This is a genomic window from Leucobacter sp. CX87 (assembly GCF_018682295.1).
Lineage (GTDB): Bacteria > Actinomycetota > Actinomycetes > Actinomycetales > Microbacteriaceae > Cx-87.
This window is the reverse complement of sequence record NZ_JAFIRI010000001.1, coordinates 115443-139099: the sequence shown is the minus strand read 5'-3', so window position 1 is coordinate 139099 and position 23657 is coordinate 115443. Positions and strand designations below refer to the sequence as shown.

Annotated in this window: 21 protein-coding genes; 3 read left to right on the top strand and 18 right to left on the bottom strand. The window is 68.1% G+C overall.

Annotated features, from left to right (window positions below; genetic code table 11):
- Positions 1 to 10: 10 nt before the first annotated feature.
- From aroB to KOE53_RS00580, 10 genes are all read right to left on the bottom strand, one after another.
- Positions 11 to 1102 carry a 3-dehydroquinate synthase gene (gene aroB, locus KOE53_RS00625; protein ID WP_188057044.1) on the bottom strand — a complete coding sequence of 364 codons (1092 nt, stop codon included), beginning with the start codon at positions 1100 to 1102 and terminating at the stop codon, positions 11 to 13.
- Complete coding sequence (locus KOE53_RS00620) at positions 1099 to 1848, bottom strand: shikimate kinase (RefSeq protein ID WP_353055542.1); 750 nt, start codon at positions 1846 to 1848, stop codon at positions 1099 to 1101. Before KOE53_RS00620 ends, aroB begins: the two co-directional genes overlap by 4 nt.
- Positions 1845 to 3041, bottom strand: coding sequence for a chorismate synthase (gene aroC, locus KOE53_RS00615; protein WP_188044918.1), 1197 nt, complete (start codon positions 3039 to 3041; stop codon positions 1845 to 1847). Before aroC ends, KOE53_RS00620 begins: the two co-directional genes overlap by 4 nt.
- 5 nt (positions 3042 to 3046) lie before the next feature.
- Complete coding sequence (locus KOE53_RS00610; RefSeq protein ID WP_188057043.1) at positions 3047 to 3913, bottom strand: shikimate dehydrogenase family protein; 867 nt, start codon at positions 3911 to 3913, stop codon at positions 3047 to 3049.
- 4 nt (positions 3914 to 3917) lie between these two features.
- On the bottom strand, positions 3918 to 5027 hold the full coding sequence (gene mltG, locus KOE53_RS00605) for an endolytic transglycosylase MltG (protein WP_188057042.1): 1110 nt from the start codon (positions 5025 to 5027) through the stop codon (positions 3918 to 3920).
- A 4-nt stretch (positions 5028 to 5031) separates the two neighbouring features.
- Complete coding sequence (gene ruvX, locus KOE53_RS00600; RefSeq protein WP_188044921.1) at positions 5032 to 5541, bottom strand: Holliday junction resolvase RuvX; 510 nt, start codon at positions 5539 to 5541, stop codon at positions 5032 to 5034.
- Positions 5538 to 8192, bottom strand: coding sequence for an alanine--tRNA ligase (gene alaS / locus KOE53_RS00595; RefSeq protein WP_188057041.1), 2655 nt, complete (start codon positions 8190 to 8192; stop codon positions 5538 to 5540). The genes ruvX and alaS overlap by 4 nt, the downstream gene beginning before the upstream one ends.
- Positions 8193 to 8220: 28 nt before the next feature.
- Complete coding sequence (locus tag KOE53_RS00590; protein ID WP_188044923.1) at positions 8221 to 8445, bottom strand: hypothetical protein; 225 nt, start codon at positions 8443 to 8445, stop codon at positions 8221 to 8223.
- A 131-nt stretch (positions 8446 to 8576) separates the two neighbouring features.
- Positions 8577 to 9206, bottom strand: a complete 630-nt coding sequence (gene rpsD / locus KOE53_RS00585; protein ID WP_188044924.1) for a 30S ribosomal protein S4 — start codon at positions 9204 to 9206, stop codon at positions 8577 to 8579.
- A gap of 220 nt (positions 9207 to 9426) precedes the next feature.
- On the bottom strand, positions 9427 to 10809 hold the full coding sequence (locus KOE53_RS00580) for a replication-associated recombination protein A (RefSeq protein WP_188044925.1): 1383 nt from the start codon (positions 10807 to 10809) through the stop codon (positions 9427 to 9429).
- A 126-nt stretch (positions 10810 to 10935) separates the two neighbouring features.
- Between KOE53_RS00580 and KOE53_RS00575 the strand changes: the two genes are divergently transcribed.
- On the top strand, positions 10936 to 12162 hold the full coding sequence (locus tag KOE53_RS00575; RefSeq protein WP_188057040.1) for a DUF349 domain-containing protein: 1227 nt from the start codon (positions 10936 to 10938) through the stop codon (positions 12160 to 12162).
- Positions 12163 to 12282: 120 nt separating this feature from the next.
- Positions 12283 to 12819 (top strand): hypothetical protein, encoded by a 537-nt coding sequence (locus tag KOE53_RS00570; RefSeq protein WP_188057039.1) that lies wholly within the window; start codon positions 12283 to 12285, stop codon positions 12817 to 12819.
- 63 nt (positions 12820 to 12882) lie between these two features.
- On the opposite strand, the gene KOE53_RS00565 is transcribed toward KOE53_RS00570, so the two are convergent.
- Positions 12883 to 13614, bottom strand: coding sequence for an alpha/beta fold hydrolase (locus tag KOE53_RS00565; protein ID WP_188057038.1), 732 nt, complete (start codon positions 13612 to 13614; stop codon positions 12883 to 12885).
- Positions 13615 to 13687: 73 nt separating this feature from the next.
- Between KOE53_RS00565 and KOE53_RS00560 the strand changes: the two genes are divergently transcribed.
- Entirely contained in the window at positions 13688 to 14386 is a 699-nt protein-coding gene (locus KOE53_RS00560; protein WP_188057037.1) for a helix-turn-helix transcriptional regulator, read from the top strand.
- A gap of 31 nt (positions 14387 to 14417) precedes the next feature.
- On the opposite strand, the gene KOE53_RS00555 is transcribed toward KOE53_RS00560, so the two are convergent.
- The 7 genes from KOE53_RS00555 to leuA form a co-directional block, all read right to left on the bottom strand.
- On the bottom strand, positions 14418 to 16667 hold the full coding sequence (locus tag KOE53_RS00555; RefSeq protein WP_305798135.1) for a RelA/SpoT family protein: 2250 nt from the start codon (positions 16665 to 16667) through the stop codon (positions 14418 to 14420).
- A 63-nt stretch (positions 16668 to 16730) separates the two neighbouring features.
- Entirely contained in the window at positions 16731 to 17774 is a 1044-nt protein-coding gene (gene secF / locus KOE53_RS00550; RefSeq protein WP_188044930.1) for a protein translocase subunit SecF, read from the bottom strand.
- On the bottom strand, positions 17774 to 19543 hold the full coding sequence (gene secD, locus KOE53_RS00545) for a protein translocase subunit SecD (RefSeq protein WP_188057036.1): 1770 nt from the start codon (positions 19541 to 19543) through the stop codon (positions 17774 to 17776). Before secD ends, secF begins: the two co-directional genes overlap by 1 nt.
- Positions 19544 to 19584: 41 nt before the next feature.
- Positions 19585 to 20061, bottom strand: a complete 477-nt coding sequence (yajC, locus tag KOE53_RS00540; protein WP_241095580.1) for a preprotein translocase subunit YajC — start codon at positions 20059 to 20061, stop codon at positions 19585 to 19587.
- A 62-nt stretch (positions 20062 to 20123) separates the two neighbouring features.
- Complete coding sequence (ruvB, locus tag KOE53_RS00535) at positions 20124 to 21134, bottom strand: Holliday junction branch migration DNA helicase RuvB (RefSeq protein WP_188044932.1); 1011 nt, start codon at positions 21132 to 21134, stop codon at positions 20124 to 20126.
- Complete coding sequence (gene ruvA / locus KOE53_RS00530) at positions 21131 to 21754, bottom strand: Holliday junction branch migration protein RuvA (RefSeq protein WP_188057035.1); 624 nt, start codon at positions 21752 to 21754, stop codon at positions 21131 to 21133. Before ruvA ends, ruvB begins: the two co-directional genes overlap by 4 nt.
- A 75-nt stretch (positions 21755 to 21829) precedes the next feature.
- Positions 21830 to 23605 (bottom strand): 2-isopropylmalate synthase, encoded by a 1776-nt coding sequence (leuA, locus tag KOE53_RS00525; RefSeq protein ID WP_188044934.1) that lies wholly within the window; start codon positions 23603 to 23605, stop codon positions 21830 to 21832.
- Positions 23606 to 23657 lie beyond the last annotated feature (52 nt).

The following is a 23657-nucleotide window of genomic DNA, read 5'->3' as shown; positions in this document are numbered from 1 at the left end:
TGAGCCGCAGCTAGCCCGTGATCTCTTGGTACGCGAACTGCAGCACCGACTGGTCAACGCCCGCGAGCACGCGTGGCTTGCCGATCCCGTCGAGCACGATGAAGCGCAGCATGCCGGCGCGGGCCTTCTTGTCGCGCTGCATCGTCGCGAGCAGCCCCTCCCAGCGCCCGGCCGGGTAGGTCAGCGGCAGGGTGAGAGAGCCGAGGACGCGGCGGTGTCGCTCGACGTCGGCGTCCGAGAGCGCGCCCGCCATGCGTCCGAGTTCGGCGGCGTACATCATGCCGACCGAGATGGCTGCGCCGTGGCGCCACTGGTAGCGTTCCGCATGCTCGATGGCGTGGCCGAGCGTGTGGCCGTAGTTCAGGATCTCGCGCGGGCCGCTCTCGCGAAAGTCCTCACTCACGACCCGGGCCTTGACGCCGATCGCGAGCTCGATGACCCGGCGGAACTGCGGCGTCTGCGGGTCGGTCGCGGCCTCGACGTCGGCCTCGAGGATGTCCAGGATCTCGGGCTCGGCGATGAAGCCGCACTTGGCGACCTCAGCGAAGCCCGCGAGGATCTCGTTGCGCGGCAGCGAGTCGAGCAGGTCGAGGTCGCAGATGACGGCGTGGGCCGGGTAGAACGCGCCGACGAGGTTCTTTCCCTCTTGCGTGTTCACCCCGGTCTTGCCGCCGACGGCAGCGTCGACCATGCCGAGCACCGTCGTCGGCACCTGCACGAGGCGGACGCCGCGGAGCCAGGTGGCCGCGACGAAGCCAGCGAGGTCGGTGACCGCGCCGCCGCCGAGGCCGATCACGGCGTCGGTGCGGGTGAAGTCGGCCTGGCCCATGATGCCCCAGCAGAACGCCGCGACCTCGACGCGCTTCGCCGCCTCGGCATCGGGCACCTCGGCGAGGAGCACCTGGGTGTACTTCTCCTGCAGCTCGGCGCGCAGCTCTTCCGCCGCGCGGCCGACCGTCGGCGTGTGCACGATGAGGATCTTCGAAACGCGCTCGCCCAGCGCCTCGATGATTCGTCCGCGCAGCCCGCGCCCCACGATCACCGTCGACGCGGCCTCGCCCGTCACCTGAATCTCGGTCACCGTGCCGCGCTCGCCAGTCATTCGTCTACTCCCTCGTCTTCCGTTCCCCGGGATTGCGGGTTCAGGATCCAGGCGGCGATGCGCCGCACCAGTTGTTCTTTGCTTGCCCGGTCCGTGCGGAACGTGACGTCGGCGACGGCCTCATACACGGGCCGGCGCTCCTCCAGGATGCGCGACCAGGCCCCCGGGTCGTCTCGCAAGAGCGGACGCTTCGTCAGGTTCGCGGTGCGCTTCACTGCGCGTTCCGTGGTCATCAGCAGGATCACGGGGTGTTGACGCAGCAGTTCCCGCGTCTCATCGGCCAGCACCGCTCCGCCGCCCAGGGCGAGGATGCGGGCGCCGGGTTCGGCGAGCTCCGCGGCGATCGTCGCCGCCTCGATCTCACGAAACGCGGGCTCGCCGCGCCGCTCGAAGATCTCGGGGATCGGGCCGTGGGCCTGCACGATGCGAGCGTCGGAGTCAATGAACGGGATGCCGAGCTCGCGCGCCACGCGGCGCCCGATGCTCGTCTTCCCTGCGGCCATGGGGCCGACCAGCACGATGGCGTGCGGCGGCAGATCTCCGCTGGCCACCGGGATCGCGCCCGTGCCAGCGAACGCATCGGCGTGAGGCGGATCTACGTGGAGCGGTTCCGCGCCGGCGCGGGGCTTGGGCGCGGGCTCGGCTGCGTCGGCGACGAGCGGCGACGCCGCGGCGAGCAGTAGCGCAGCGTTCCGCGCGAGATCCGGCGCGGCGGCCTCACGACTCGCGCGGCGGCTCGCGGTCACGACTCGATCGCGGTCTGGAGCGTCTCGGGGATCGCCGCGAGGTAGGACTCCAGGTTGCGCCGGGTCTCGGCGACGCTGTCGCCCCCGAACTTCTCGAGCATCGCGTCGGCGAGGGTCAGCGCGACCATCGCCTCGGCGACGACGCCCGCAGCGGGCACCGCGCAGACGTCGCTGCGCTGGTGGTGCGCCTTGGCGTCCTCACCTGTCGCGGTGTCGATCGTCGGAAGCGCGTGGGGCACGGTGGCGATGGGCTTCATGCCGGCTCGTACGCGCAGCACCTGGCCGTTCGTCATGCCGCCCTCGATGCCGCCCGCGCGGCCGGTCTCACGAGCGATCTTGCCGTCCTGCATGTGCAGTTCATCGTGCGCGGCCGAGCCGCGACGCCGGGTGGTCTCGAAGCCGTCGCCGACCTCGACACCCTTGATCGCCTGGATGCCCATGAGTGCGCCAGCGAGGCGCGAGTCCAGGCGACGATCCCAGTGGACATACGATCCCAGCCCGGTGGGCAGGCCGTAGGCAAGCACCTCGACGATGCCGCCGACCGTGTCGCCCGAGCGCTTGGTGTCATCGACCTCTTCGACCATGAGCGCGCTCGTGGCCGCGTCGAAGCAGCGCAGCGGATCAGCGTCCAGTGCCGCGACGTCGCCGGGACCGGGAAGCGGGGCGCCCGCGGGCACCGCAACGGGGCCGATCGCGACCGTGTGGCTGACGAGCTGGACGCCGAGCTCGGCGAGGAAGGCGCGGGCGACGGCGCCCAGGGCGACGCGCGCCGCCGTCTCCCGGGCGCTCGCGCGCTCCAGCACCGGCCGGGCCTCGTCGAAGCCGTACTTCTGCATGCCGGCGAGGTCGGCGTGACCGGGGCGCGGGCGGGTCAGGGGCGCACCGCGGCCGCGGGACTTCTCCGAGAGCTCGGTCGCTTCCGGATTCATCACCTCGGCCCACTTGGGCCACTCGGTGTTGCCGATGCGGATCGCGACAGGCCCGCCGATGGAACAGCCCTGGACGACGCCTCCGGAGAGGTTCAGCTCATCCTGCTCGAACTTCATGCGCGAACCACGGCCGTAACCGAGCTTTCTGCGCGCGAGGTCCTCACGGATCCCGTCGAGCGAGACGGGTACCCCTGCGGGCAGCCCCTCGAGGACAGCAATGAGTTCTGGGCCGTGGGATTCCCCAGCCGTGAGCCAACGAAGCATGATTCCTATCCTCCCACACCGGCGGCACGCATCGCGGCGAGCACGTCCGGCTCGCCCGAAAGCTGCGCTGTCGGGTCTCCACTCACAAAAATTCGGACCTGCACGAGGGCCTGGAACACGAGCATGTCGATGCCCGATTCGGCGTGTCCGCCAGCCGACCGCCAGCGCTCGGCCAGTCGCGACGGCCACGGGTCGTAGGCGACGTCGACCAGGGGAACCCGCTCGATTCCCAGCGGCAGCTCGAGCGTCGCCCCGGCGGTCCCCGGGAGCGTCGAGATGACGAGCGTCGCCGTCGCCACGGCCGCAGTCGCCTCGGCGCCGGTGAGCCCGCCCGAGGCGAGCTCCGCCGTTCCGCCGCCGCTCACACGCAGCCGGTCGACGAGGGCCGCTGCCGCCTCCGGGCGGCGCGCCAGCACGGTGACCCGTTCGGCGCCAATCTGGCGGGCAGAGAGCACCGCCGAGATCGCGGTTGCCCCCGCGCCCAGCACGATCGTCTCGCGCGCGTCCGAGCCGACGCCCATGAGGGCGGCCGCGAGACCGACGACGTCGGTGTTGAACCCGACCCAGCCGGAACCACCCGCGGACGGGTCGCGCAGCAGCGTGTTCACGACCCCGCTGTCGGTCGCGACCGGATCGAGGCGCGCCGCCAGGCGGTGCGCCTCCTCCTTCAGGGGCATCGTGAGCGAGAGTCCGCGCCACTCGTCGCCGAGGCCGGCAAGCCTCGCCTCGAGGTCCTCCGCCTCGCAGCGGATCGCCTCGTACTCCCACTCCAGCCCGAGCGTTTGGTACGCCGCCGCATGGATCCGCGGAGAACGCGAGTGCGCAATCGGCGAGCCCAGCACCGCCAGCCGCGACCCCGCGGGGGCGGTCACCGCATCAGTCACAGTATTTCTGACCCTGCTCGCGCGCCGCGGTGCACCACTCGGCGAGACGCTGCACGTTCGCCTCGTGCTCTTCGCCGGTCACCGCGTACGCGGTCTCCCCCGTCTCGAGGTTGATCGGCATAAAGAACATCCAGGGGCCATCAGCCGGGTGCATGGCCGCGTCGATCGCGACGTCGCCGGGCATGCCGATGGGACCCACGGGCAGCCCCGGCAGCGCGTACGTGTTCCAGAGGTTCGAGGTGTCGGCGCGCTCCTCCGGTGTCGTCCAGACCGTGTGCGTGTTGCCGGTGCCGTACGCGACGGTGGCGTCCGACTGCAGCAGCACACCCTGGTCGAGCCGGTTCAGGAACACGCGAGCGATCTTGGGGAAGTCTTCCGGGTTGCTCCCGGCCTCGAGCTGCACGACCGAGGCCAGCGTGAGCACGCGATACTCGTCCCCCGCGGGCACGCCGTGCTCAGCGAGCGCCTGGTACATCCGGTCGATCATCTTCTGGATCACGGTGTCCGCCGTGTCCTCAGGCGTGAAGGTGTACGTGGCCGGGAACAGGTAGCCCTCGAGGGAGACCGCCTGCTCGGGCAGACCAAACCGCTGCGGGTCGGCGTTCGCCGCCTCGAAGTCCGCGAGGGGGATCTCAGTGACGCCCGAGATGAGCTCGAACGCGCGAACGGTCCGGGATCCCTCCGGAATCGTCACGGTGAGCTCCATCCGGTTCGCGGGATCCTCGAGGGCCGCAAGCGCCGCGGCCGAGCTCATCTGCAGCTTGAGTCGGTACGTGCCCGGGTGGAACTCGACCGCGGGATCCTGCTCGAGCAGCAGCGCGTAGAAGGCCTCGGAGGTCTTGACGACGTCCGCCTCCGCAAGGCTCGCGGCAATATCCTCGCCGATCTCGCCCGAGGTGATGGTGATGAGCACCTCGCCGGTGCCCTCGCCCTCGTAGTCGTTGCTCGTCCACCCCAGCGCCTGCGAAATCCGGTCGCCGTACTCGGCCCACGCGATTGCGCCGACCGTGCCCAGCCCGCCGAGCAGCACTGCGGCGACGATCAGCGAGACCAGCACCCGCTTCCCGGTCTTGCCTCGCTCCTTCGGTGTGTGTCGTGCCATCCCGTTATGCCCCCGCCTCGGTGCCGTCGTTCGGGGCGAGCAGCGATCCTGCTGGCACGCCCTGCACACGCTCAATCTCGAGCGCATGCTGCAGAATGACGACGGCCGCAGCCTGGTCGATCACTCCGCGAGACTCTTTGGTCTTCTTTCCTACACTGCGCAGCTGGCTCTGCGCCGAGACAGTTGAGAGGCGCTCGTCGACGAGCCGCACCTCGAGGTGCGGGGCGCGGTCGGCGAGCAGCTGCGCGAAATCCCGGGCGTCGTCAGTCGACGCGGTCGACTCGCCCCGCATGTTCAGCGGGAGGCCGATGATGAGTCCGCGCGCACCCTCCTCCGACACAATTGCCAGGATCCGGGCGACATCGGTCCCGGGCGAGAGCTCGCCCTTCGCGTTCTTCGCGCGCGGGACTGTCTCGACCGGGGTCGCCAGCATGCCGTGGAGGTCGCAGCGGGCGACGCCGATCCGGGCGCGCCCGACGTCGATGCCCAGCCGGACTCCCCCGATCACGCTCATCCGGCGATAGCCCGGCGAATCTCGGCCAGCGCGGTGCCGATCTGGGACACGTCGGTGCCGCCGCCCTGGGCCAGGTCGTCCTTGCCACCGCCGCCGCCGCCGAGCACGCCTGCGCCAAGTTTTGCGAGCGCTCCGGCTTTCGCGCCACGCTCGCGGGCCTCCGGCGTCGTCGCAGCGATCACCACGGGCTTGCCCGAAGCGTGTCCCGCGAGCACGACAACCGCGGGCTGACCCGAGAGGCGCTCGCGCACCTGCAGGGCGAGCGAACGAATGTCGTCGGGCGAGCCGACCTCGCCGAGGTCGCGCAAGACAACGCGCAGTTCGCCGATGGCCTCGGCGGACTCAGCGAGCTGGGGCACCCGTTCGGCAAGCTTTGCGGCCTCGAGCGCCGCAATCTTCTTCTCAGCGGCCCGAAGCTGCACGCCCAGGTCCCGCACCTTGCCGACGAGCTCGGCCCGCGGCGTCTTGAGCCCGGTCGCGAGTTCCTGCACGATGGCGCGCTCGGCCGCGAAGTTCTGGAACGCTTCGAATCCGACGAGCGACTCGATACGGCGGTTCGTGGAGCCGATCGAGCTCTCGGTCAGGAGGTTGATCATGCCGATCTCGCTAGACGCGCCGACGTGGGTGCCGGCACACAGCTCGCGCGACCAGGCGCCGCCGATATCGACGACGCGGACGCGGTCGCCGTACTTCTCGCCGAACAAGGCCATGGCGCCGAGCGCCTTGGCCTCTTCGAGCCCCATCTCGCGGGTCACGACGTCGTAGTTGGCGCGAATCGCGAGGTTCGAGACCTCCTCGATCTCGCTCTTCGTCTCGTGCGACAGTGCCGCATTGTGCGTGAAGTCGAGACGTAGGTAGCCGGCTTTGTTGTACGAGCCCGCCTGATGCGCGGTCTCGCCGAGGATCTGGCGAAGGGCCGCGTGCACGATGTGCGTGCCGGAGTGGGCCTGCGTGGCGCCGCGGCGATAGCCGGCGTCGACGCGGGTCTCGGCGCGGTCGTCGACCGCGACGGTGCCGATGCGGACGAGCACCGTGTGCACGATGAGGCCCTGTACGGGGCGCTGTACGTCGAGCACCTCGAGCTCGAAGCCGTTTCCGACGATGACGCCCTGATCAGAGTCCTGACCGCCCGACTCGGCCCACAGCGAGGTCTCGGCGAGCACGACCTCGGCCGTCTGGCCCTCGTGCGCCGCCACGGCCGGCACGCCGTCCACGACGATGCCGAGCACGCGGGACTCGTGGTTCAGCTCGTCATAGCCGGTGAACGCCGTCTCGCCGAGGCCACGAAGCTCGCGGTAGACCGAGAGGTCGGCGCGCTGACCCTTCTTGGCCTTCGCGTCGGCCTTCGCGCGGTCGCGCTGGGCCTGCATGAGATTCGTGAAGACCTCGCGGTCGACGCTTACCCCCGCCTCTTCGGCGATCTCGAGCGTGAGCTCGATCGGGAAGCCGTGCGTATCGTGAAGCAGGAACGCGGTCGGGCCGGGAAGCGCGGTCTTCGCCTCATTCGCTGCCGAGACTGCCTCGTCCAAAATCTGGATGCCGGACTGCAGGGTGCGAAGGAACGTGCGCTCCTCCCCGAATGCCGACGCCGAGATGAAGCCGAAGTTGTCGGCGATTTCGGGGTAGGACTCCTGCATGGCGTCGCGCGACGCGGTGAAGAGCTCGGGGAACGTGGCGCCCTCGACGCCGAGCAGGCGCATCGACAGGACGACGCGGCGCAGCAGGCGGCGCAGGATGTAGCCGCGCCCCTCGTTGGAGGGAGTGACCCCGTCGCCGATGAGCATGAGTCCCGAGCGGACGTGGTCGGCGACAATGCGCAGACGCACGTCGTCGCCGTGGTCGGCGCCGTAGGTCTTGCCGGCCAGCTTTGCCGCGGCGTCGAGCACCGGGCGCACCTGGTCGATCTCGTACATGTTCTCGACGCCCTGCTTGAGGAACGCGACGCGCTCGAGCCCCATGCCCGTGTCGATGTTCTTCTTCGGCAGTTCGCCCAGGATGCGGAAGTCGGTCTTGGAGGTCACCTGATCGACCTCGTACTGCATGAAGACGAGATTCCAGATCTCGACGTAGCGATCGTCGTCCGTCGCGGGGCCGCCGTCGATGCCGTAGGCGGGGCCGCGGTCGAAGAAGATCTCCGAGCACGGGCCGGCGGGGCCCGGCTGACCGGTGGACCAGTAGTTGGTCTCCTTGCCCAGGCGCTGGATCCGCTCTGCGGGGAGACCGGCGATGTCGCGCCACAGCGCAAACGCCTCGTCGTCGTCCTCGTAGATCGTCACCCAGAGGTCCTTGGCCTCGAAGCCCAGGCCACCCGCCGCCTCGGAGGTGGTGAGCAGGTCCCAGGCGTTGCGGATCGCGCCTTCCTTGAAATAATCGCCGAACGAGAAGTTGCCGCACATCTGGAAGAAGGTGCCGTGGCGCGGGGTGCGCCCGACCTCCTCGATGTCGTTGGTGCGGATGCACTTCTGCACGCTCGTCGCGCGCGGGTACGGCGCGGGGACCATGCCCGAGAGGTAGGGCACGAACGGCACCATGCCGGCCACCGTGAACATCAGGGTGGGGTCGTCGCTCACAAGGGACGCCGAGGGAACAACGGTGTGCCCGCGCTCAGCGAAGAAGTCGAGCCAACGGCGACGGATTTCAGCGGTCTGCATGGGTGATCGGAATCCTTCGTGTTGCGTGTTATTCGGCGGTATTGTCGCGCAGGCGACCCAGGGCGGCCTCGACGTCGTCGAGCGCCGCTTCGGGCTCAACTTCGCGGTAGCCGCTCGCGACGGCGTCGCTGAATTCGCGAGCGCCCTGGCCGAGGCGGTCGAAGAATCGACGACCCTCGGGGGTCTGGTTGACGAAGTGCGCGGCGGCGAAGCCGAGCGCCACTCCACTTATGAGCCAAGTGAGCTTTCGCATGTGCGTGGTCCCTCCCGCCGATCCCGCGATCGGCACCCGTTTATCGTAGCGGCAGGGATATGCCCCGCGTGGATACCACGAAGGGGGCGCCGCAAGATGCGGCACCCCCTTCGCGAAACGCTCAGTTGAGACTAGCGAGCAGCGTAGTACTCAACGACGAGCTGAACTTCACAGGTCACGGGGACCTCGGCGCGCTTCGGACGACGCAGCAGGCGTGCCTGCAGCTTGTCGAGCTCGACCTCGAGGTAACCGGGAACCGGGGGAAGCACCTCGGCGTGGCCGCCGGCAGCAGCGACCTGCAGGGGCTCGAGGCCCTCCGAGCGCTCCTTGACGTGGATGACCTGACCGGGCTTCACGCGGAACGACGGGCGATCCACCAGCTGGCCGTTGACCATGATGTGACGGTGCACGATGAGCTGGCGAGCCTGCGCCGTGGTGCGGGCGAAGCCTGCACGCAGCACGAGTGCGTCGAGACGCATCTCGAGGATCTCGACCAGGTTCTCACCGGTCAGGCCGTCCTGACGACGGGCTTCCTTGAACGCGATGAGCAGCTGCTTCTCGCGGATGCCGTACTGGGCGCGAAGACGCTGCTTCTCCCGCAGGCGAACGGCATAGTCGGAATCCGACTTCCGCTTGGTGCGTCCGTGCTGGCCGGGGCCATAGGGGCGCTTCTCAAGGTAGCGAGCTGCCTTGGGGGTAAGGGCAATCCCGAGCGAGCGGGAAAGACGAGTCTGGCTGCGCGTACGCGACGTAGTCGACACAGATGTCCTTTCAGGTTGCTTGACGCGATCGCGGCGCGATCACGCATTGTTCTCTCGGCCATGTCACGCCCGCATTCACAAAGGAATGCACGCGACGCGACGAACCGTATCCGGTGAGGGAACGACCAGTTGCAGCAACCCGGCGTCCGAGTCGTGCCACCCCAACAGTGAGGCTCGCGTGAACGCGAAACCACTGGGGCGTTGGCCAGCGTCTAGTCTATCACGTACTGTCGGCGCCATCGCGCCCGCGCGGTTCGCCGTGCACAATCCGCAGGATTTTCTCCAGCCGTTCACTCACCGCACGCTCGTTTCCGTGAGTGGTGGGCAGGTAATACCGGCGCCCCGCGAGCTCGTCGGCGAGGTGCTGCTGTCGAGACACGCCGAGCGGGTCGCTGTGCGGGTATTGGTAGCCGACACCGTGCCCCAGGCGCTTAGCGCCCGCGTAGTGGGCGTCGCGCAGCGGCTTGGGCACCCGACCAAAGCGGCCGGCGCGCACATCGGAGATCGCACTGTCGATCGCGCTGATCACGGCGTTGGACTTCGGTGCGGTCGCGATGTAGATCGTGGCCTCGGCGAGCGGGATCCGGGCCTCGGGCAGCCCGATCATCTGTGTCGCCTCCGCCGCCGCCACTGCAATCAGCAGTGCCTGCGGGTCAGCCATCCCCACGTCCTCGGCGGCGTGCACCATCAGGCGGCGAGCAATGAAGCGCGGGTCCTCCCCCGCCTCGATCATGCGAGCCAGATAGTGAATTGCGGCGTCCGGGTCAGAGCCGCGTAGCGACTTGATGAACGCGCTGATCACGTCGTAGTGCTCGTCGCCGTTCTTGTCGTAGCGCAGCAGCGCGCGGTTGACGGACTCCGCGACGACGTCGCCGGTGACGACCGCTTTGGCCCCCTCCTCGCCCTCCTCGCCCTCCGCGGCCAGCGCGAGCGCGGACGAGGCGGCCGCCTCGAGCGCCGTCAGGGCGCGCCGCGCGTCGCCCGAGGAAAGCTGAATCATCGCGGCCATCGCCTCATCGGTGACCTCGACGCGACCTGCGAGCCCGCGATCGTCGGTGATCGAGCGGGTGAGGAGTTCGCGCAGCTGATCGTCGTCGAGCGGTTCGAGCGTGAGCAGGAGCGAGCGCGAGAGCAACGGACTGATGACCGAAAACGACGGATTCTCGGTCGTGGCGGCGACGAGCGTCACCCAGCCGTTCTCGACGCCGGGCAGCAGCGCGTCCTGCTGCGCCTTGCTGAACCGGTGAATCTCATCCAAGAACAACACGGTCGCGATGCCGTACAGATCGCGGTTGTTGAGCGCGCGCTCCATCACGATGCGCACGTCTTTCACGCCGGCATTCACCGCCGAGAGCTCCACGAAACTGCGGCCACTCGAGTGGGCGATCGCCTGCGCGAGCGTCGTCTTTCCAGTACCCGGCGGGCCCCACAGGATCACGGAGACGGCGCCCGAAGCCCCCGCGTCCTCGGCCGCGAGCGTGCGCAGTGGGGATCCTGGTCGGAGCAAATGTTGCTGACCCACGACCTCGTCAAGCGAGCGCGGACGCATGCGGACCGCGAGCGGAGCCGTCTGCCCCGCACCCGCGAGAGAGGAATCATTCATTCCGCCATCGTATCGGCGAGACCCGCCGACAGCATGGACGGCCGCCGCCTATGGCATAGTTGGTGAGGGTATAGACCGGTCGACGACTCGTCGACCTCTACGGATCACGGAACAGGTGAACACACGGTGAGCGAAGCTACGAACGAGACGCCCTGGGGCCGCGTCGACGAGACGAATACGGTCTACGTCCGCGACGGCGAGACCGAGCGTGCCGTCGGCCAATACCCAGACGGTACCGCAGAGGAGGCACTTGCCTACTTCCAGCGCAAGTTCGCGGATCTCGCGGGCCAGGTCACGCTGCTCGAACAGCGCGTGAACAAGGGCACCGGATCCGCCGACCTGAGCTCGACGGTTTCGCGCCTGCAGGAACAACTGCGCGAACCAGCCGCTGTCGGCGACCTCGCGGCGCTACGCGCACGAGTGGAGAAGCTCGGCGGCAAGGCACACGAGCTCAGCGATCAGCAGAAGGCCGAGCGTGAAGCCGCCCGTGCCGAGGCGATCGCCCAGCGCGAGGCCATCGTCGTCGAGGCAGAGCGGCTCGCCGCGCAGCCCGAGGCGTCGATTCGTTGGAAGGAAACGTCGCAGGCGATCGAGGATCTCTTCACGCAGTGGCAGGCGGCCCAGCGCACCGGCCCCCAGGTGCCCAAGGGCCAGGCCGACGCGCTCTGGAAGCGGTTCCGTACCGCCCGCCAGCACCTCGACACCGCCCGTCGCAACTTCTTCACGCAGATGGACGCGACGAACAAGGACGTCAAGCAGCGCAAGGAGCGCATCATTGCCTCCGCAGAGGCGCTCGCGGGCCGCGGCACCGAGGCCATTCCCGAGTACCGTCGCCTGCTCGACGAGTGGAAGGCATCGGGCCACGCAAGCCGCAAGCTCGACGACCAGCTCTGGGCGCGATTCAAGGCCGCGGGTGACGTGCTTTACTCGGCCAAGGCCGCAGAGGTCGCCCAGTCGAGCGAGGAAGAGCAGGAGAACCTCGTGCTGAAGGAGGCTCTGCTCGTCGAGGCTGAGCCGCTGTTGCAGTCGACCGATCATGATGCCGCTCGCAAGCGCCTCACCGACATCCAGCTTCGCTGGGATGAGATCGGCCGCGTGCCTCGCGAGGCGCTGCGCGCCATCGACGGCCGCATTCGTGCGGTTGAAGATCACGTGAAGGCGCTGCAGGAGGCGCACTGGCGTGCGTCGAACCCGGAGACCAAGGCTCGCAGCGAGGGCCTGCGCGGCCAGCTCGAGGCCTCGATCGCCGAGCTCACCGCCGAGGCCGAATCAGCCAAGACCCCGAAGGCGAAGGCCGAGGCCGAGGAGAAGCTCGCGACGCAGCGCTCCTGGCTCGAAGCCCTCGGAGCCTAGGCACGCGCCTGAGTTCCCCCGGCCGGGCATTCCCCGTCCACCACACAGCCCCTGGGCCGGTTCTCCACAGATCCGGTCCAGGGGCTGGCGTGTTTCTGGGCACCCCCACACGATGGTGCCATGACCCATTCGCCCGGCCCTCCGCCAATTCACCTCTTGCCGCCTGCCGTGCGATCAGCGGAGCGCCTACGCGGCACGCTCGTTCCGTGCGGACCAGGCCTCCGGCCCGTCGCCTGGCCTGAGGCCCCGCGCGTGCGGGCGGCGACGCTCGAGCAGCTGTGCTCCCCCAGCCTCGCTGCCGTCCTCGCGACCGCGGCGTGGGTCTGGGGCGCGCGTCGCGCGTTGGACAGGCCGGTCGAGGTCGCCGGCGGACGCGGCGGCGCGGCCGCCGAGCGATTTGACCCCGGGCTCCGGGTACGCGACCTCCGCTTTGACGCCGGCGAACTGCATCAGTTCGGCGGGCTACGCGTCAGCACGCCCGCACGGACCGTCAGCGACCTCCTGCGTCTACGGGAGGACTTTGGTGCACCCGATCGCGCCGCGTGCCGATTGCTCCTGCGCCTGGTCCCTGGGGGCGCTGCCGAGGTGGCCGCCAGCCTCGCACGGCACCCCGTGCCTCATCGACGACGCGCGCTCGAGCGACTCGGAGACGTCTGAGCCTCCGGGACCCAGCCTCCGGGAACGACCGGGTGTGCGAACCGAGCTCGACGTGCGCGGAGATCAGTCGGCCCGCGACGCCTCAGCCTGGATGATCTCGGCGAGCTCGCGGGGCTTGCTCCACATGGGCCAGTGGCCCGTCGGGAGGTCAACGACGTCGAGCTGCTCGAGGGCGGCAACCTCGGCGAACATGGGGTGCCCTGCGCGCGCCAGCTCGAGCATCTGCGCGCCCGGGAGCGAGCAACAGACCAGGGTCGTCGGGACGCCCCGGCGCGCGTGGCCCGTCAACTCAATCGGCTCGCGAAGCACAGGCCCGGGCTCGGGGACGGCGCGGGCCCGAAATCGCTCGAGCGCGTCTGCGCTCAGGCCGTCGACGCTCGCCTGCTGTCTGAGAACATCGAAAGGCGGCAGCGCAAGCTCCGCCAGGTCTTCCGGGAGGTCTGGGGCAAAGATTGTCCCGGGTGCCACCGGGCCGGAGTCGACCCACACCACTCGGCGGACTCGTTCGGGATGTCGGTCCAAGACGAGGCTGACGGGTGCGTTCGCGCCGCTGTGGGCCACCAGCACTGCCGGAGCATTCCCGTGTTGCGCCAAGACGTCCAGAATCGCCTCGACCTGAGACTCGAGGGTCCGCGTCGCTCGCGCCGGGTCCTTCGCATCGAGCCCCGGCAGGGTCATCGCGACGGCGCGCAGACAATCAGGCTGCAGCTGTTCCAGCACCTCGTCCCACGCCCACGCGCCCAGCCAGTGGCCGGGGATGAGAATGACGGTCGGGCTGCTCGATGTGTTCTTCATGTCACTACTTTTGCAGGCCCTCCGGACACGGGTATGTCACTATTTATGTCATGAATTCAGAAACCCGTGCAGCGTGAAACGAGCGGAGCGCCTGCACGCCCTCTCGGAGATGCTGCGCCGCAGCGGGGCCCGCGGGGTCTCGGCGGCACGCATGGCGAGCGAGTTCGCGGTGTCCGAGCGCACGATCAAGCGGGACCTCGACGCGCTCGAGAACAGCGGTGCACCGCTCTGGTCGCGCCCGGGGCCGGGCGGTGGGTATGGGCTGGCTCACGGCGCTACCCTGCCGCCGGTCAGCCTGTCTCCGGCGCAGGCGGTCGCGCTCATGGCGGCGGTGTCCGCGGCGCCCGACGCCCCCTATGCCGACCTGGCGACCGCAGGAATGCGCAAGATCCTGGACGTCCTCGACCCCAGGACTCGTGCGCGGGCGGACGAATTGGCCAGCCGGGTATGGGTCAATAGCCCTTCCGTGCCCTCGCGCGCGACCAAGTCCGCGCTGGAAGCGGCGATGACGGAGCAGCGCGTCATCCGCCTTCGCTACACGTCCGGGGACGGACGCACGACTACCCGCGACGTCGAACCCGTGCTGTTCGCCTCGACGAATGGCCAGTGGTACCTGATCGGTTGGTGCCGCCTGCGCGACGCCATGCGATGGTTTGCCGTGTCGCGCGTCGAACGGGCCACGGTGACGCAGGCAGCCTGCAGCGGCCACACGATCCACGAGGTGGGGGCGGCCCCGGTTGGCGCCCGGCCGGTACACGGCTGGGACGCTTGAACCAGGCGACGCCACTCGCCAGGGAGGACCGTTAGGCCCCGCTCACGCGATAGACGTCGTAGACGGCGTCGATGCGGCGCACCGCGTTGAGCACCCGGTCAAGGTGCGACGTGTCGGCCATCTCGAACGCAAACCGACTGATCGCGAGTCGCGTGGTGGACGTCTGCACCGATGCGGAGAGAATATTCACGTGGTGCTCTGAAAGCACGCGGGTCACATCCGAGAGCAGGCCGGCGCGATCAAGCGCCTCCACCTGAATCTGCACCAGGAAGATGCTCTTCGTCGTCGGCGCCCACTCCACCTCGACCAAGCGATCGGCCTGGCTCTTCAAGGCGAGGAAGTTCACGCAGTCGACCTGATGTACCGAGACGCCCTGGCCCTTGGTGATGAACCCCATGATCGGGTCCCCGGGAACCGGCGTGCAGCACTTTGCTAGCTTGACCAGGATGTCCGAAGCACCCTTCACGACGACGCCGCTGTTCGCATCCGGCTTCGCGCGGCGGCGCGCGGGTGACGGCTCCGCCGGAATGAAGGCCTCTTCCGATGAGTTGTCCTGCTCGGTGAGGTTTGCAAGGACCTTCTCGATCACCGACTGCGTCGAGACATGTCCCTCGCCGACCGCGGCATACAGCGCCGACACATCGGCGTAGCGCAACTGCAGCGCCACCTGGGGGAAGGCCTCGGCGCTCATGAGCTTCTGGAGCGGAAGGTTCTGCTTGCGCATCGCCCGGGAGATCGCTTCCTTGCCCTGCTCGACCGCCTCGTCGCGGCGCTCCTTGGTGAACCACTGCCGGATCTTGTTCTGGGCGCGCTTGCTCTTGACAAAGTTCAGCCAGTCCTGGCTGGGGCCTGCATCGGGATTCTTGGAGGTGAACACCTCGACGACGTCGCCGTTTTGCAGCTCGGTCTCGAGCGGCACGAGCCGGCCGTTGACGCGGGCGCCCATCGTGCGGTGTCCCACCTCGGTGTGCACCGCATAAGCGAAGTCAACCGTCGTGCCGCCGGCCGGCAGGCCCACCACGCGCCCCTTGGGCGTAAAGACGTAGACCTCCTTCGCGCCGATCTCGAAGCGCAGGGCGTCGAGGAACTCGCTCGGGTCTTCCGTCTCGGCTTGCCAGTCGGAGATATGTGCAAGCCAGGCCATGTCAGCCGAGGGCTGCGCACCGCTCGCGTTCGCCCCTTGCTTGTACTTCCAGTGTGCCGCGACGCCATACTCCGCGCGCTGGTGCATCTCGAACGTGCGGATCTGAATCTCGACAGCGCGACCGTCGGGGCCGATGACCGTCGTGTGCAGGGACTGGTACAGGTTGAACTTCGGGGTCGCGATGTAGTCCTTGAAGCGTCCGGGAATCGGGGTCCACCGGGCGTGCACGGCGCCGAGCACCGCGTAACAATCACGGATCGTGTGCACGAGCACCCGGATGCCGACGAGGTCGTAGATGTCGTCGAAGTCGCGCCCCCGGACGATCATCTTCTGGTAGATCGAATACAGCTGCTTCGGGCGGCCAGTGACCTCGCCGCGGATGCGCGACTCGCGCAGGTCCGACTCGAGAGCGCCGATCACGCGGCCGACAAGCTCCTCGCGCTCCGGGTTGCGCTGGCCGACGAGGTTGTCGATTTCGGCATACAGCTTCGGCTTGAGGACCGCAAACGAGAGGTCCTCGAGCTCGTTCTTGATCGACTGGATGCCGAGGCGGTGCGCGAGCGGCGCGTAGATCTCGAGTGTCTCCTGCGCCTTGCGCTTCGCCGATTCCGACGAGACAAAGCCCCAGGTCCGCGCGTTGTGCAGACGGTCGGCCAGCTTGATCACGAGCACACGGATGTCCTTCGACATCGCGACGATCATCTTGCGCACGGTCTCGGCCTGCGCGCTGTCGCCGTACTTCACCTTGTCAAGCTTGGTGACGCCGTCGACGAGCATCGCGATCTCTTCGCCGAACTCGGTGGTGAGCTGCTCGAGCGAGTACTCGGTGTCCTCCACGGTGTCGTGAAGGAGCGCCGCAGCGACCGCAACGGGAGCGACCCCGAGATCCGCCAGGATCTGCGCGACGGCGATCGGGTGCGTGATGTACGGCTCGCCACTTCGCCGCTTTTGCCCGCGGTGCGCGCGTTCCGCGACCGTGTACGCGCGCTCGATAACCGAGGCGTCGGAGCGCGGGTGGTTCGCGCGAACCGTGCGCACGAGCTGCTCCACGGCACCGGGGGCGTTCCCCCGCGAGAAGATGCGGGGCACGAGACGCCGCAAGGAGGTGCTCGTTGTGCCAGGGTTTCCCTCAGTCACGTGATCACCTCCTCTGTTGGAACGCTACACCACGCCCCGGGTCCCGGGGCGTGGTGATGGAATCTACGCCTTGGCCGCTTCCGGGGCCGCCGCTTCGACGTCGGCGTCAGCCGCGTGCGCGCCGCGCTCACGGATGCGCAGTACCTTCTTGTCGTGCTTGACAATCGCGGGCTCGTGTTCGCGCAAGTGGGCGTACAGCGGGGCCGCGATGAAGATCGTCGAGTACGCGCCGACCAGGATGCCGATGAACAGGGCGAGCGAGATGTCCCGCAGCGTTCCCGCTCCGAGCACAAACGCGCCGATGAACAGAATCGAGGCGACCGGCAAGAGCGCCACCACCGAGGTGTTGATCGAGCGCACGAGAGTCTGGTTCACCGCGAGGTTCACCGCCTCGCCGAAGGTCCGCTGATCGTTGAGCTCGCCAATCGCGGTGTTCTCGCGGATCTTGTCGAACACCACCACCGTGTCGTACAGCGAGTACCCAAGGATCGTGAGGAAGCCGATCATGGCCGCCGGGGTGATCTCGAAGCCGGTGATGCCGTACACGCCCGCGGTGATGATCAGGTCGTGGAACAGCGCGATCATGGCCGCGAGCGACATCTTCCAGGTGCGGAAATAAATCGCCATGACGACCGCCGCGAACACGATGAACACGATGAGCGCGATGATGGCCTGACGGGTGATGTCTTGCCCCCAGGCGGCACCAATGTAGGACGAGGTGATCGTCGACTCGTCGACACCGTACGCCTTCGCGAGGGCAGCCTTCAGCTCACGGCTTTTCTCCTCGTCCAGCTGCTCGGTCTGTACCCGAATGTCGGTCTGGCCTACGAGCGAGATGCGCGGGGCGCTGTCGGGGAGCACCGAGGCGACTGCGGCCTCGGCGGTGCCGAGGTCGCGATCCTGGCTCGAGGTCGTGTGAACCTGGAACTGGCTGCCGCCCGAGAACTCGATGCCGAACGTGAACCCGCCGCGCAGCAGCGGGCCCAGGATCGAGACGAGAATCAGGATGGCGGCGACGATGTACCAGGTCTTACGGCGTCCAACAATGTTGAACGAGCGCTCGCCGGTGTAGAGGTCGTTGCCGAAGCGTGCAAGTGAGAGACCCATCAGGAGTCCTTCCCTGCCGCGACAGCGGCATCGGTGAGTCCGGCAGCCTCGGCGGCCTTGCGTTCTGCGATGGTCTGACGACGCTGCGCCTCTTTCTGGCTCGCAGCGACCTTCTTGCCGGGGCCGCTCGCGGCGACCACGGGCTCCCGGAACTGCGCGCGACCCCGGTAGACCGCGCCGAGCTGGCGCGGATCCAGGCCAGAGAACCGGTGACCGTTCTTGTAGAAGCGGGTGCGCGAGAGCAGCGTCATGAGCGGGTGCGTGAACAGCACTACGACGAGGACGTCGACAATGGTCGTCAAGCCCAGCGTAAACGCGAAGCCGCGGACGTTGCCGATCGCGAGGAGGAACAGGATCGCCGCCGCGAGGAAGTTGATGCCATCCGAGGCGAGCACCGTCCGGATCGCGCGCTTCCAACCGGCCTCGACCGCGGACTCAAGCCCGCGCCCGTCCCGCAGCTCGTCTCGAATGCGCTCGAAGTAGACGATGAAGGAGTCAGCGGTGATACCGATTGCGACAATGACACCCGCGACGCCGGCGAGCGAGAGGCGGTAGCCCTCGCGCCACGACATGAGGGTGAGCAGGAGGTAGGTGAGCACCGCGGCGACCACGAGCGAGGCGACCGTGAGGAGTCCGAGCACGCGGTACTGGATGAGCGAGTACACGACGACGAGCAGCAAGCCGATGAGACCCGCGAGCAGGCCCGCCTGCAGCTGGTTCGTGCCGAGCGTCGCCGAAATGTCTTCCTGGCTCTGCACGACGAAACTGACCGGAAGGGCGCCGAACTTCAGCTGATCGGCGAGCGCCTTCGCGCTGTCCTGCGTGAACCCACCCGAGATGGACGGTCGTCCGTCGAGGATCTGTGCCTGCATGGTCGGCGCCGAGAGCACCTTGCCATCGAGCACAAACGCGAACTGGTTCATCGGCGCCTGCGCGCCGTAGAGCCGGGTACTGACCTCGCCGAACGCCTTGGTGCCGGCCTTGTTCATGGTGATCTGCACCACCCAGCCGCCGGTCGTAGCGCCGGTGCTGGTGGTCTCGGGCTGAGCGACAGCGTCAGTGATGACTTCGCCGCCGAGCTCGACCGGGCCGAGCACATACTTGATCTGTCCCGACGGGTCACACGTGATCAACGGGCGATCCGCGGGGGCGTCGCCTGCCGACTGCGCGGCCTCAGAGTCACAGGTGAAGTCCATGAACTTCTGCTGCAGCCCCTCGGTCAGCCACGCGACATCGCCGGCGCCCTTCGGCAGCGGCGACGGATCAATCGACGGATCCGACTCGCTCGTGGCCTCCGGGGTCGGGGCGGCTTCGCCGTCGACGGGCTCTTCAGCCGTGCTGCCATCGCCGCCGTCGACCTGCGCAGACGTTGCGGATCCGGTGTAGGTGAGCACCGGACGGAACTCGAGCTTCGAGGACGCCTGAATGCGGGCGAGCGTGGCCTCGTCGGCCTTGCCCGGGATCGACACCGAGATGTTCTGGTTGCCCTGCGTGGTGACCTCGGCCTCGGAAACGCCGGAGGCGTTCACACGCTGACGAATGATCGATACCGCCTGGTCGAGCTGCTCGCCCGACACCTGGTTGCCGTCCGTCTGCTTGGGGGCAAGCAGGATCTGCGTGCCGCCTTCAAGGTCAAGCGCGAGCTTCGGGTGCAGCGTCGCCTCTCCCTGCATGAAGCCGTAGCCGATGAGGCCGACAAGGCCAAGGATCAGGACGAGGAGCCACGTCAGTGAACGACGCGCCTTCCTCACCGCGGGAGTGGTCGCCACGAAGTGTCTGCTTTCTCTGTCGAGATGTCGGGAGGGACTGCCTACGCCTTGGGCGCGGCGTCGCCGTTCTTCTCGTCGTCCTCGCCGGCCGCGGTCGTGTTCTCGCCGGTCTGCTCGGTGGAGCCGTCGAACGGGCTACGGAACTCGGGTGCCGCGGGCTCGTCTGCCTTGGCGGCGTCAACGTGCTCGCCGAACGCGGGGTCGTCGTCGGGGTGGACGGTCTCTGCAACCGCGACGTCCGCGTCGGACGGGGTCACAATGGTCGAGACGGCATTGCGGTGCACGACGAGCGTTGAGGTGCCGCTGCGGAGCGTGACGCGGTTGTCTTCCTCGTTGATCTCTTCGACCGTGCCGTAGATGCCCGACTGGAGCATCACCTCGGCACCGGGGATGAGTCCGGACTGCATTTCCTGAGCGGCCTGCTGGCGCTTCTTTCCGTTCCGGACCATGAAAATGATCAGCACGGCGATAAGCGCGAGCATGATGAGGGAGAACGGATCAGCAAAGAGATTCTGCACAGTGGGCCTTTCGAGCACGTGAACGTCTCCCCAGAGCGACTGCGCACGGGGACCACAGACGACTATAGGGCATCCGGGATGGGAAGACCGCAGTGCGCCCACGCCAAGGGGGTCGCCATGCGCCCGCGAGGGGTGCGTGTGAGCAGTCCCGAGCGCACGAGGAACGGTTCGACGACCGATTCGATCGTCTCCGCTTCCTCGCCGACCGAGACCGCGAGCGTGGAGAGCCCGACCGGTCCCCCACGGAAGCGTTCGACGACCGCGCGGAGCACCTCGCGATCAAGCCGATCGAGACCGTATTCGTCGACATCGTAGAGTTTGAGGGCGTCGCGCACGGTCGCGGCATCGCCGGGCCGACCGTGCACGAGGCTGAAATCGCGCACGCGTCGGAGCAGCCGGTTCGCGATGCGGGGCGTGCCCCGCGAGCGACCGGCGATCTCGCTGATGCCCGACGCCTCGACCGGAAAGTCCAGCAGCCCGGCCGCCCGCTCGGCAACCCGAAACAGTTCGTCCTTGGCGTAAAACTCGAGGTGCGCGGTGAAACCGAACCGGTCTCGCAGCGGGTTCGGAAGCAGGCCCGCGCGCGTCGTGGCACCGACCAGCGTGAACGGTGCGATCTCCAACGGAATCGAGGTCGCGCCTGCCCCCTTGCCCACCATGATGTCAATCTTGAAGTCCTCCATCGCGAGGTACAGCATCTCCTCGGCACTGCGTGCCATGCGATGAATCTCGTCGATGAAGAGCACCTCGCCGGGGGTGAGCGCGGAGAGCACCGCTGCGAGGTCGCCGGCGTGCTGGATGGCAGGTCCCGAGGTCTGGTGCAGGGGCTGCCCGACCTCGGTCGCGACGATCATGGAGAGCGTCGTCTTGCCTAGGCCTGGGGGGCCTGCAAGCAGGATGTGGTCCGGGGTGCGCTGCTGCATCTGGGCGGCCTCGAGCAGCAAGCGCAGCTGCTCACGTACCCTGGTCTGGCCCACGAACTCGTTCAGCGTGGCCGGGCGCAGGGCGCCCTCGAAGCTGAGTTCGGCGGGCGACACTGGCTGCGGGGAAATCTCCGCGGAGTGCCCGGTCATCGAATCATTCCGCGACTACGGGATCCGGCTTTCGGCGCCTGAAGCAGGGCGAGCGCCGCGCGCATCAGACCAGCCGGGTCTTCGGGCGCGCCACTGTCGCGGGCACCGGCAACCGCCTCCTCCGCGTCGGTCTCGGGCCAGCCGAGGCCCACGAGACCCAGCACGACCTGCGCGTCCTCACTCGGAGCGGCGGGGGCCATCGCCGGGTCGTCGACCCCCAGGTGTTCGACCTTGCCCTGCAGCGAGACCACGATGAGTTTCGCCGTCTTGGGCCCAATGCCGCTGACCTTCTTGAACGGCTTTTCGTCCTCAGCCTCGACCGCGCGCGCGACCACGGCCGGCGACAGCGTCGAGAGCACGCCGAGCGCGGAGCGGGGCCCCACCCCTGAAACGGCGATGAGATGACCAAACAGCTCCAGCTCGGCCTGGCTGGCAAACCCGAAGAGCGTGAGCGAGTCTTCGCGCACGACGAGGGACGTGAGGAGGAACAACTCGTGCCCGGCTCGCGCAGAAAGCGCAAGGTCGGCCGTCACCTCGGCGCGCACGCCCATGCCGCCCATCTCAACGACGACCCAGCCGGATCCGGAAGCGAGCACTACACCGCGCACTGAAGCAATCACACTCGCCACCCTACGGGTGCGCCCCCGGCGGGAGAATCTCCCACGCCGGGGGCGCTCGAACACATGTACGAGTGCTTAGCTCGCGACGGCCTCCAGGGCACGATCGTCGGCGGTCTCGCGCACCGCTCGGTTCACCGAGCTCACGATGGCCTTGAGGGCGGCACGACTCGTGTCCGGATCGATGCCGACGCCCCACAGTCGGGTGCCGTCGACCTCGAGGTCGACATACGCGGCAGCCAGGGCATCGCCGCCCGATCCCATCGCGTGTTCGACGTAGTCGAACAGGGTGATCTCGTGGCCGCGCTCCCCCAGCGCCTTGAGGAAGGCATCGACCGGGCCGTTGCCCGTGGTCGTGATGGAGACGGCCTCGTCGGCGACCCGGAGGTCGACGGAGAGCTCCGTGACGCCATCACTCGCGCTCGTGCTCGTCGTGCGCGTGATCTCGTACTGGCCCCAGCGCTCGGCCTCGGTGTGCGTCCCGCCGACGGGGAGGTACTCGTCCTGGAAGATCGTCCAGATCGCGTCGCTCGACACTTCTCCGCCCTCGGTGTCGGTGTGCTCCTGCACGACCGCACTGAACTCGATCTGCAGGCGTCGCGGCAGATCCAGCGCGTGGTCGGTGAGCAGCAGGTAGGCAACTCCGCCCTTGCCCGACTGCGAGTTCACGCGAATCACGGCCTCGTACGAGCGACCCAGGTCTCGCGGGTCGACCGGCAGGTACGGCACGGCCCATTCGAGGTCGTTGACCGAGACGCCGGCGGCCTCGGCATCCGCCGCCATGCGCTCGAAGCCCTTCTTGATCGCGTCCTGGTGCGACCCAGAGAAGGCGGTGTAGACGAGATCGCCTGCCCACGGGCTGCGCTCGGGCACGCGCAACTGCGTGCAGTACTCGGCGGTGCGGCGCACCTCGTCCAGGCGAGAGAAGTCGATCTGCGGGTCGATGCCCTGCGTGAACATGTTGATCCCAAGCGCGACCAGGTCGACGTTGCCGGTGCGCTCACCGTTTCCGAACAGGCACCCCTCAATTCGATCGGCCCCTGCCAGATACCCGAGCTCTGCCGCGGCAACGCCCGTGCCCCGGTCGTTGTGCGGGTGCAGCGAGATGATGACGTTCTCGCGGTGGTTGAGGTGGCGCCCCATCCACTCGATCGAGTCCGCGTAGATGTTCGGCGTCGCCATCTCGACCGTCGCGGGCAGGTTAATGATGACCTTGCGCTCGGGCGTGGGCGTGAAGACTTCGAGCACGGCGTTGCAGACCTCGGCGGCGTACTCGAGCTCGGTGCCGGTGTACGACTCGGGCGAGTACTCGTAGTAGATCTCGGTGCCCGCGGCGATGGACTCACTCGCGACACAGAACTTCGCGCCCTCCACCGCGAGCTGCTTGATGCCCTCGCGATCCTGACGGAACACCACGTCGCGCTGGAGGATGCTGGTCGAGTTGTACAGGTGCACGATCGCGCGCTTCGCGCCGATCAGCGATTCGTAAGTGCGAGTGATCAGGTGCTCGCGCGCCTGTGTGAGCACCTGGATGGTGACGTCGTCGGGGATCGCATTGTCCTCGATCAGGTGGCGCACGAAATCGAAGTCGGTCTGACTCGCCGAGGGGAACCCGACCTCGATCTCCTTGTAGCCCATCTGCACGAGCAGATCAAACATGATCCGCTTGCGCTCGGGGCTCATCGGGTCGATGAGGGCCTGGTTGCCGTCGCGCAGGTCGACCGCGCACCAACGCGGCGCCTGAGTGATGCGCTTGGACGGCCAGGTGCGATCGGGCAGATCGACCGCGATGATCTCGTGGTACGGGCGGTACCGGTGGACCGGCATCTGCGAGGGCTGCTGGGTGTTCTTCATGATCTTCTCCGTGGGGTCGAAGTCCGTCTGGACTCAGAGCGGTCGGCCACGC

Excerpts from the sequence above, each read along its gene's own strand:
- secF (WP_188044930.1), bottom strand. The coding sequence starts at position 17,774 with ATGGGTCTCTCACTTGCACGCTTCGGCAACGACCTCTACACCGGCGAG.
- ruvB (WP_188044932.1), bottom strand. The coding sequence starts at position 21,134 with ATGACCGGGCACTCCGCGGAGATTTCCCCGCAGCCAGTGTCGCCCGCC.
- aroB (WP_188057044.1), bottom strand. The coding sequence starts at position 1,102 with ATGACTGGCGAGCGCGGCACGGTGACCGAGATTCAGGTGACGGGCGAG.
- aroC (WP_188044918.1), bottom strand. The coding sequence starts at position 3,041 with ATGCTTCGTTGGCTCACGGCTGGGGAATCCCACGGCCCAGAACTCATT.
- KOE53_RS00565 (WP_188057038.1), bottom strand. The coding sequence starts at position 13,614 with ATGAAGAACACATCGAGCAGCCCGACCGTCATTCTCATCCCCGGCCAC.
- mltG (WP_188057042.1), bottom strand. The coding sequence starts at position 5,027 with ATGGCACGACACACACCGAAGGAGCGAGGCAAGACCGGGAAGCGGGTG.
- leuA (WP_188044934.1), bottom strand. The coding sequence starts at position 23,605 with ATGAAGAACACCCAGCAGCCCTCGCAGATGCCGGTCCACCGGTACCGC.
- ruvX (WP_188044921.1), bottom strand. The coding sequence starts at position 5,541 with ATGAGCGTGATCGGGGGAGTCCGGCTGGGCATCGACGTCGGGCGCGCC.
- KOE53_RS00570 (WP_188057039.1), top strand. The coding sequence starts at position 12,283 with ATGACCCATTCGCCCGGCCCTCCGCCAATTCACCTCTTGCCGCCTGCC.
- KOE53_RS00580 (WP_188044925.1), bottom strand. The coding sequence starts at position 10,809 with ATGAATGATTCCTCTCTCGCGGGTGCGGGGCAGACGGCTCCGCTCGCG.
- alaS (WP_188057041.1), bottom strand. The coding sequence starts at position 8,192 with ATGCAGACCGCTGAAATCCGTCGCCGTTGGCTCGACTTCTTCGCTGAG.
- KOE53_RS00590 (WP_188044923.1), bottom strand. The coding sequence starts at position 8,445 with ATGCGAAAGCTCACTTGGCTCATAAGTGGAGTGGCGCTCGGCTTCGCC.